Origin of the sequence: Paenibacillus koleovorans NBRC 103111, from assembly GCF_004000845.1 — a bacterium.
GTDB lineage: Bacteria > Bacillota > Bacilli > Paenibacillales > NBRC-103111 > Paenibacillus_AA > Paenibacillus_AA koleovorans.
This window is the reverse complement of the sequence record NZ_BIMA01000192.1, coordinates 1-8,400: the sequence shown is the minus strand read 5'-3', so window position 1 is coordinate 8,400 and position 8,400 is coordinate 1. Positions and strand designations below refer to the sequence as shown.

The following is an 8,400-nucleotide window of genomic DNA, read 5'->3' as shown; positions in this document are numbered from 1 at the left end:
TGGGGTGGGAAAGAAATAGGGTTGCAAAGCCGGGTTACTGGCTGTACCCGTTTAGTCTACATCCAGAAATTGGATTTGGCAGCCTTCTTTTTTTTGTATAAGGAACTTTTCCATTTCCCAGAATCCAGAATCTAGATAGAATAGAAAGGAGAGGTAGCATTAGAAGCGGAGAGTTGAACAGATGGGGGATAAGAATAAACGAAGCGTATTGGAGCTGGTCAGGCGAGACGGTTTTAAACAGTTTCTAAGCCTGTGCTTGAGGTACAAATACTGGTACATGGCCGTCATTTTTCTTCAATTGGGCGGTACCGGTTCCGCACTGATGTTGGCGGAGACGAGCAGACGCTTATTCGATGGCGGGACGGATTTGACTTCCTCCGAACTGAGTGGAATTCTCGTGGGAATCGCATGCTTCGTCGCGCTTGGGCTTGTTTGCACGCTATTCGCTCGCATATGCAACCAAGTGATCAACACGAATATCGTATTCTCGATGAGAGAGCTAGTCATGAACAAGCTAGTTGGGTTGCCGCTTAGCGTTCATGAGGGCCGGCACAGTTCTCACTCCAAAAACCTTCTGTTTAGCGAGCTGGAAGTGTTCAAACATTTTATCGTCTTCGACATTCTCAAGCTGATTGCGCTGCCGTTTTCTTTTTTGGCGGTCGGGGTTTATTTACTGACGGTTCATCCGCTTCTTGGAGTTGTGGCCGTACTAGTGGGGCCGCTGCAGTTGCTCAGCAATCTTCTCGTGAAGGAAACCTATAAAGATTTGGTGGCCCAGCAGCAGACACATGGAGGCGAAGTGTTTTTCCAAATGGGAGAAACGCTCTCGGGAATGCGCGAGGTGAAGATGAATCAGCTGGAGGCAACGGTGAAGAGCCGATTCCGTGAGATTTGCGAGCGCGGGATTCGCCTTTGGGTGGCCATTGAGAAAATGCAGGCTGTTCGCGACCTGATGCGTGTCCTGCCCGAGAAGCTCGGGTACTTGTTCGGGATCGGAATTGGGGCGATTCTGATGGTGGACGATCAGATCGGTCCTGGGGCGTTAGTCGCATTCATAACCCTGCTTGATCGAGCCAGCGAGCCGTTTGCCAGCATCACGGGCATCGTCAACTCGCTGCAGAGGGTGTCTGCCGGAACGGAGAGCTTGCTGGACACGATGGAAATGGAGCCCGAGTCAAGTGAGGTCGGGCGGAAGCTAGAGCCTAGACCGCCGGTCATTGAATTTGAGAACGTGACATTCGCGTACCGGGAAGGGCATCCGGTGTTGAAGAACGTCAGCTTCCGCATTCCGGCAGGGCAATCGTTGGCACTGGTTGGACCAAGCGGGGGCGGCAAAAGTACGATCGTCAAGCTGCTCTACAGGGTGTATACGCCGCAAGAGGGCATCATCCGTATCAACGGAGTGCCGATTCAGGAGTATTCCATCGACTCTCTTCGCGGGTGCCTGGCATCCGTGACCCAAGATGTCTACTTATTTGACGGAACGGTGCGAGACAACATTGCCGTAGGCCGGCAGGAAGCGACCGAGATGGAGATTCGCTCGGCTGCGGAGCTGTCTCAATCGCTTGATTTCATCGAGGTTCTGAGCGATCGCTTCGATACCCGGGTAGGGGAGCGGGGGATCAAGCTTTCCCAGGGCCAGAAGCAGCGAATCGGCATTGCCCGGGCCATTCTGCGCCAAGCATCGATCCTGGTCCTCGACGAGCCGACATCCGCTCTGGATGTAGAGACGGAATCGCTATTCCAACAGCGGCTTGCCGACTGGTCGGGCGACAGCACCAAGATCATTATCGCCCATCGACTATCGACAATTCGCCATGTCGACACGGTGCTCTTCTTGGAAAAGGGACAGCCGATGGAATCGGGCAGCCCGAGGCAGCTGATTGGCAATGGAGGGCGGTTTATGGACTTTTGGAAAAAGCAGGAGATCCCCGAATTTGTTAGCTAGTGTCCCATAAGGCTGGGGTAGCACATGACAGACTAACCGACAAACGCTTCTTGCCGCTCCCGCTCGGAGAGAGAAACGTACACGCCGTTTCTAGCGGTTAGTTCATCGTGTGTGCCGGTCTCTGCAATTTTGCCATCTTGCATGACGTAGATGATGTCCGCATTCCTAATTGTTGATAGCCGGTGCGCGATTACGATTGTCGTCCTGCCCTCACGTTCCTTATCGATCGCCTGCTGGATGCGGCGTTCCGTCTCCAGATCCAGTGCGCTCGTCGCTTCATCCAGAATGAGAATTTCCGGATTGCCAAGCAAGGCCCTGGCGAGCGCCAGACGTTGCCGCTGCCCGCCGGACAAGGTCACCCCGCGTTCTCCGACTTCGGTCTCGAATCGTTCCGGCAACTGCTCGATGAAGGTATCGATCTGCGCAATTCGACACGCTTGCTCCAGCTGATCTGGAGTGACCGTACGCCCTAGTGTTAGGTTGGTTCGAATCGTATCCGGGAATAGGTAAGGCTCCTGAAACACGATTTGCACCTTATCCGCCCATTCCTGGCGCTCTATGTCCGTAAGGGAGATCCGATTGACCGCAATTTGTCCCTCCACCGGATCGAAAAAGCGGACTAGCAGCTGAGCGACTGTCGATTTTCCGCCTCCGCTTGTACCGACGAATGCAATTTTACGGCCAACCGGTAACTTGCCATCCACCCCATCCAGGACGAGAGGCAGTGTATCGGCATAGCGAAACCGGACATGATCCAACTCGATAGAGGTGATAGGCCCGCCTAGGCGACGGTCTCCGTCCTTCCAGCTATCCGTGCCCAGCAGCTTCCGCAGCCTCTCCACGGCGGCCATACGGCCCGAAACCTGCATCGCAAATTGAAAAAGTCCCTGTGCCGCATCCATCAACCCCGAAGCGAATTGATAGACGACTACGAAGGTTCCAAGCGAGATCGACCGCTGAATAACGAGCGTGCCGCCGATGCCCAGCGTCAAGAAGGTGATGATCCAGCGGAGGGGGTCGCTCGCGAGCGTTTGTTTGTTTTCGAGCCGTCCTTCATCCATGACGGATTTGAAATACTTGGCGAACAGGCCGGAGAATCGTTCATCCTCCCACTTCAACCGGTGATAGGCAATCACTTCGCGCGAGGACGAAATGCCTTCTTCAATCTGGACAAGCAAATTCGATTTTTGTTCCTGGACGTTTTTGGCGGCGGCTTTGACCCGAGGGCCAAAGTAGCGCCCCACTATCATGTAGACGGCACTGACGGCGAGAATCGAGACGAGCAACAACGGGCTCGCCCACCCGATCAATCCGCCGAGCAGAAGCAAGCTGATCCCATGCTGAAGCCCTTGCGGCAAAAATCCTTGAATCATGGAAGTAACCGCCTGAACATCGCCATTCACATAATGAACGAACTTCGCCGTACGGTCGCCTTGGATCGCAGCGGTCGGCCACTTATGCAGTCGAGTCACCAGCGTTTCCGTCAAGAGACGAAACAAACGAAACGCACTCGCATCAATAAACCGGGCGGCGATGGCGTGAAAGGCATTGTAGACGAGAAGGGCAGCTGCGAAAATCGATAAGTACCATACAGCCCGTCCATACATACCCTGAATGAAAATATCGTCGATAATCCATTTCTGAATCCCCGTCATGACGAGGCTCGCCACAATCTTGATCGCAAACAAGAGGAGCCCGACCGTCACGCCCCAGCGGACCATCCCGATCGCGCGAGCAAACCACCATACGTTATTCATAGGCTGTCCTCCGCTCCTGCTGACCTTGAATCAGATTTCGGAGCAATCCGCCTTTAGCCAGCAGCTCTTCATATGTACCTTGCTCCGCGTTCTGCCCTTCATCGATGACGACCATTTGATCGAAATGCCGCACGGTAGATAAACGATGGGCTACCGCGATCGTAGTTCGGCCGGCTAATAACGAATCCAGCGCTTTTTGCACTTCATATTCGCTGATGTTGTCCAGCGCGCTAGTCGCTTCATCCAGCAGGACGATGGAAGGATTTTTGATGAACATGCGGGCGATTGCCAATCTCTGCTTCTGTCCACCGGACAGCTTGATGCCGCGTTCCCCGATAATCGTGTCGTATCCCTCCGGGAGCTTCTCAATAAAATCGTGCGCATAGGCTGCCTTCGCGGCTGCAACCATTTGCTCGTCCGTCGCATCCGGCAACCCGAATTGTATATTTTCCCGCACGGTTCCTCCGAACAAATAAGTTTCTTGAAAAACATATCCAATCGAAGAGCGCAGCTGCTCGAACGAAAGTTTCTTCAACGGGATCCCGTCTAATCGAATCTCTCCCCCGACCGGATCGTAGAAACGCGCAACCAGCTTCAGAAGCGTCGATTTTCCTCCGCCGCTTGTGCCGATCAACGCCACCTTTTGTCCATGAGCGATGTGAAGCGAAAAGTGCCGGATCACCTCCGGTCTAGCGGGATAGCCAAAGCTTACGTTATCGAATGTGATTGCTCCTCGAATCTCCGGCAAACGAGTCGGGACGAGCTCCTCCTGAACGGAGGGGATCTGTCGAATAAAATCGTGCAGAATGGACGCCTGCTGCAGCAACAGCCTTTGCTCCGTTGTGAGCGTCACTATCGCCGTCATCGTACCAAGCAACCTGCCGTAAAAAATCGAATACACAACAAACTCGCCAACCGTCATGTGCCCGTCGCGAACAAGCGTAATGCCATAGGCGAAAATAGCCACGGCGCCTAATCCAATCGTCACCCGTCTGACGGTTCCCCGCATATAAGCATAAAAATATTGGGTTAGCTGCTTGGCATGCAAGACGGCAAATTGCTGCATCAGGCGTGCGATGCTCCACCGCTCCCCACCAAATGCGCGCATCTCGTGGATCGCGGCAAAGGTGTCGTACAGCCGCTTATTGGCAAGCTGCCGCTCTTTGTTCACATCCTTCGCCCAGACGGAAGCTTTTTTCTCGAAATAAGGGCCAAGCAAGTAATACGACATAAAAAAAGGAACAATCCAAACGGTCAACTGCCAAGACAACTCTATTAGGAGAGCCGTTAAAACAATCAAGGTGACCGAATACTGAATCAGGGTAGGTACATATACGCGGTAGATTCGCTGGACGGCGGCGACCTCCGTTTGAAACAATCCTACGGTCTCCCCGACCGGATGCTGCTCGTAGTAAGCGAAGCCCAGCTTGCGAAGGTGCCTGAACATCGCCACCATCAGATCGCGGGAGGCCAGCTCCTGGATTTTGCGCTGCAGCACATTTCTCCAAGCTTGAGCGCCTAGCATAAGCACCACAAAACCACAGAGCATCCCGATAATCCTGTACAAGGACGCCGTTCGCCCGCTAGGGGCAATCACATCGATAAAATGCTGGACGAATTTGGCGATCGCTATTTCAATCGAGGTCACCAGCAATCCGCATAACACAAACAGCACCAATAGAGGCGCATAAGGCTTTAAATAAGAGACTACCCATCTGTAGGTTGCCATTGGCCCTTCTCCTCCTCCGATGAAGCAAAAAAGACAGCCGCACAAGGTGAACTGTCGAAAAGCATCGTAACGTATTCGCCGCAGGAGAAAGGCTTTCCTTTTTCTGCTAGAGTTTAGGGATGGGAAAATCGTTATAAAAAAGTTCTCCTAATGGGTCCTTGGCAAGAGATGGTAGGAGACAAAATGTCAATGTAGACATTGCCGTCTGCAAGAACAGGTGCATAAGAGTATAACCCCTGATCGACCACTCCGACGGCATTTCCCGCCTTGTCGAATTCGGCGAGATGGCACGGACATAAGAAGTAGAGCTCTTTTTTGGTCTTCTTCTGCGCCTCCGTTGCCGGTTCCACCGTACAGCCCAGGTGGGAGCATGCAGGTGACAGGATGCGCAGTTTGTTCTCGTGGTTGGTTACATAGACGAATCCATGGTTGGTGTTCGTTACCCAGGCGTCCTTGGTGATCGCCGAATATTGAATCTTTTCAAAACCTTGGATGGAGTTTAACTGCTCGAATGCCCCGATTTTCACGAAATTTCCTGAAAGCTCCCGAGTCGCATTCGCCAGCTCTTCTTGCTTTTTCCCCTGAATCGCACCGTAATAGCACAACCCTGAACTTCCAAGCAAAATCCCTGCCGCACCTATAGCTAACTTGCCGGATGTGCTCAAAAACGCTCTTCTATATAGTTATTTTTCTAGGCAGTTTCTCACTCATATTGCGCAACTACCTCCTCAACGGGGAACTTCTTGCTGATAGTACACCGGTTGAGATATAGAGATGAGCTAATCAATAGTGAGAAATATGTGAATGTTTTACAAATTTATTCAACAATATTAAAGGGAATTGGAAATCCATATCGAACTATTTTTTGGTGAGATTTATTCGATTGATAGGAGGATTTCCTTGCTGGACCTGAGCCCCAACAACCAGAAAGAAAAAATTATCAATGGATCGTATGATCGCCCCGCGGGTGTCAGTATTTTGGCGGTTTTGCTGGCCATTGGAGGTGGATTGCTGCTCTTCACGCAGCTAACGGCTCTGAAGGAGCTGAATGAGGCATCCTCCGTCTTAGGAGTATCAGCCGTTCTGTTACAAGGATCGATCAGCTTGATTGGGCTTTCAGGTGTCGCAGCCGCTGTCGGGATGTGGATCGGGAAGAAATGGGGATGGTGGCTGGCCCTGTTCTATTTCGCTTATGCGGTGTGCCGGAACGTTAATGTGATCATCTCCATTCCGGGAGTAGCCGAACAGCTCGGCGCAGCTGTACAGGATCAAACCGTGAACTATGTGAAACATGGCATACGGGTCGTCTGGAACAGCTTGCTGATGCTTTACTTGTGCGGGGAAGGGGCGACGACCTACTTTTTCGGAATGACTTCCATCAACAAGTGGAAGGCGGTTCTGATCGTCTTCGCCGTCAGTATTCTCATCTTCGCAGTTACAACCCTGATAGCGTAATCCGCCTCATATCGAAGCATAATTCCGGTACTGCGCCGGTGTCATGCCGGTCGACTTCTTGAACACGCGGCAAAAGTAAGAGAAATGCGGGAAACCGACCCGCGCGCCGATCTGCTCGATCGAGGCGTCGTCCGTCTTGAGCAGCCAGCACGCCTGACGGATGCGCCTCGCGATGACGTACTCGGTGAGGCTGCTCCCCGTTTCGCTGCGGAACAGATGGGACACGTGATGCTTCGACAGATGCAGCTCCCGCGCCACCTGCTCCAGCTCGAACGGCTCCGTGTAGTGCTCTTCGACCCAATGCATGATTTTCTCCGCATGATGCTCGGCTCTCGGAACCCCGCTGGTCCGCTCCTCGATCGCCCCTTCCAGCGACTGCAAATAGTCCAGGATCGGGAGCAGCAGCACGGCCGCCGCCTCCGCCAACTCCGAACCGCCGCGTTTCTCCCGACTATCGCCAACTCGCCTATATAACCGCTCCAGCAACGAATAAATATACGTCCGATCCGACTCCATTCGCAGCACCTGCTCGCTCAGCTCGTCCTTCCACATCCGCTCAAAAAACCGCAGCACAGTCGGATACTGCTTCAGCAACGGATAAAAATAAGTAGGCTCGAACTTGATAACGCTTCGCTCGTAAGGGCAGTCCTCGCTAACGTCGAAATGGACGCGGTGCAGCTGGAACGGCTGAATGAAGAAGATGCTGCCCGACTCCAGCGGCGTGACCTTCCGATTGAGCACCAGCTGCCCTTTGCCTTGGTACACGAACAGCAATTCGATGCCCCGGTGGTAATGGTAATACTCCGCGAAGGACTCTTTATTCGTCGAGAGGTCCCGATATTTGAGCAAAAAATGGCGATCCAGCAAAACATTATTAGAGAACGGCATCTTTATCGCAACCTCCTCGGAATCGATCGAATAGCTCTATCCTCATTATAACAACACAGTGCTATTACTTAGCAACAAAATGGAACTATCGCCGAAAAAAGTTTGTTATGATGAGGTTAACATACCAGAGATAGCCCCCAATTGCGCAACGTCGAGGCTGCGAGGGGACCGAATCGGGAGGGAAGGGCATGCAAATCCACGACCTTGTAACGGAAGACGAGTACGGGGAAGTACTGGACGGCGTGATTGATTTGCTGCGGGAAACGTATCATCTGAGCGAAGTGGAAGCGAAGGCGATTGTCAAAAGGAGCTGGGGCCAAACGGAGACATATTTGCCTGACTACGAGCCCTTCGTCAGCTACTTGAGCGATGTCGGCGCATGGCTGCGGGAGACGCTGGATGCGCAGTTCGCGCAAGCGGTTCACCCGCAGCAGGAGCTTCAGAAGCGCATGAGCGCCGATGCGGCCGTCTGGCTGGCGTTCGAGTGCATCCGGCGCTATTGCCGGCGCTCGCTGGCCGGGCTATAATTGACCGCCATCTCGCCATCTCGCCATCTCGCCATCTCGCCATCTCGCCATCTCGCCATCTCGCCATCTCGCCATCTCGCCATCTCGCCATCTCGC

Annotated in this window: 7 protein-coding genes; 3 read left to right on the top strand and 4 right to left on the bottom strand. The window is 53.1% G+C overall.

Going from position 1 to position 8,400, the window contains the following annotated elements:
* Positions 1–181 precede the first annotated feature (181 nt).
* Positions 182–1,948 (top strand): ABC transporter ATP-binding protein, encoded by a 1,767-nt coding sequence (locus PKO02S_RS31130; RefSeq protein WP_127589041.1) that lies wholly within the window; start codon positions 182–184, stop codon positions 1,946–1,948.
* Positions 1,949–1,980: 32 nt separating this feature from the next.
* Here PKO02S_RS31130 and PKO02S_RS31125 read toward each other — a convergent pair whose 3' ends face one another.
* From PKO02S_RS31125 to PKO02S_RS31115, 3 genes are all read right to left on the bottom strand, one after another.
* On the bottom strand, positions 1,981–3,705 hold the full coding sequence (locus PKO02S_RS31125) for an ABC transporter ATP-binding protein (protein WP_127589039.1): 1,725 nt from the start codon (positions 3,703–3,705) through the stop codon (positions 1,981–1,983).
* Positions 3,698–5,434: an ABC transporter ATP-binding protein gene (locus tag PKO02S_RS31120; protein WP_127589037.1), complete on the bottom strand. Its 1,737-nt coding sequence runs from the start codon at positions 5,432–5,434 to the stop codon at positions 3,698–3,700. The genes PKO02S_RS31125 and PKO02S_RS31120 overlap by 8 nt, the downstream gene beginning before the upstream one ends.
* Before the next feature lie 131 nt (positions 5,435–5,565).
* On the bottom strand, positions 5,566–6,099 hold the full coding sequence (locus PKO02S_RS31115) for a QcrA and Rieske domain-containing protein (RefSeq protein ID WP_127589035.1): 534 nt from the start codon (positions 6,097–6,099) through the stop codon (positions 5,566–5,568).
* Positions 6,100–6,334: 235 nt separating this feature from the next.
* Here PKO02S_RS31115 and PKO02S_RS31110 point away from each other — a divergent pair, with 235 nt between their 5' ends.
* Positions 6,335–6,889, top strand: a complete 555-nt coding sequence (locus tag PKO02S_RS31110; protein ID WP_127589033.1) for a hypothetical protein — start codon at positions 6,335–6,337, stop codon at positions 6,887–6,889.
* A 6-nt stretch (positions 6,890–6,895) separates the two neighbouring features.
* On the opposite strand, the gene PKO02S_RS31105 is transcribed toward PKO02S_RS31110, so the two are convergent.
* Positions 6,896–7,777: an AraC family transcriptional regulator gene (locus PKO02S_RS31105; RefSeq protein WP_127589031.1), complete on the bottom strand. Its 882-nt coding sequence runs from the start codon at positions 7,775–7,777 to the stop codon at positions 6,896–6,898.
* A 188-nt stretch (positions 7,778–7,965) separates the two neighbouring features.
* Between PKO02S_RS31105 and PKO02S_RS31100 the strand changes: the two genes are divergently transcribed.
* Positions 7,966–8,304: a hypothetical protein gene (locus tag PKO02S_RS31100; RefSeq protein ID WP_127589029.1), complete on the top strand. Its 339-nt coding sequence runs from the start codon at positions 7,966–7,968 to the stop codon at positions 8,302–8,304.
* The last annotated feature ends 96 nt before the right edge of the window (positions 8,305–8,400 follow it).

Coding starts and splice junctions, on each gene's coding strand:
- PKO02S_RS31125 (WP_127589039.1), bottom strand. CDS start 3,705: ATGAATAACGTATGGTGGTTTGCTCGCGCGATCGGGATGGTCCGCTGG.
- PKO02S_RS31130 (WP_127589041.1), top strand. CDS start 182: ATGGGGGATAAGAATAAACGAAGCGTATTGGAGCTGGTCAGGCGAGAC.
- PKO02S_RS31100 (WP_127589029.1), top strand. CDS start 7,966: ATGCAAATCCACGACCTTGTAACGGAAGACGAGTACGGGGAAGTACTG.
- PKO02S_RS31105 (WP_127589031.1), bottom strand. CDS start 7,777: ATGCCGTTCTCTAATAATGTTTTGCTGGATCGCCATTTTTTGCTCAAA.
- PKO02S_RS31120 (WP_127589037.1), bottom strand. CDS start 5,434: ATGGCAACCTACAGATGGGTAGTCTCTTATTTAAAGCCTTATGCGCCT.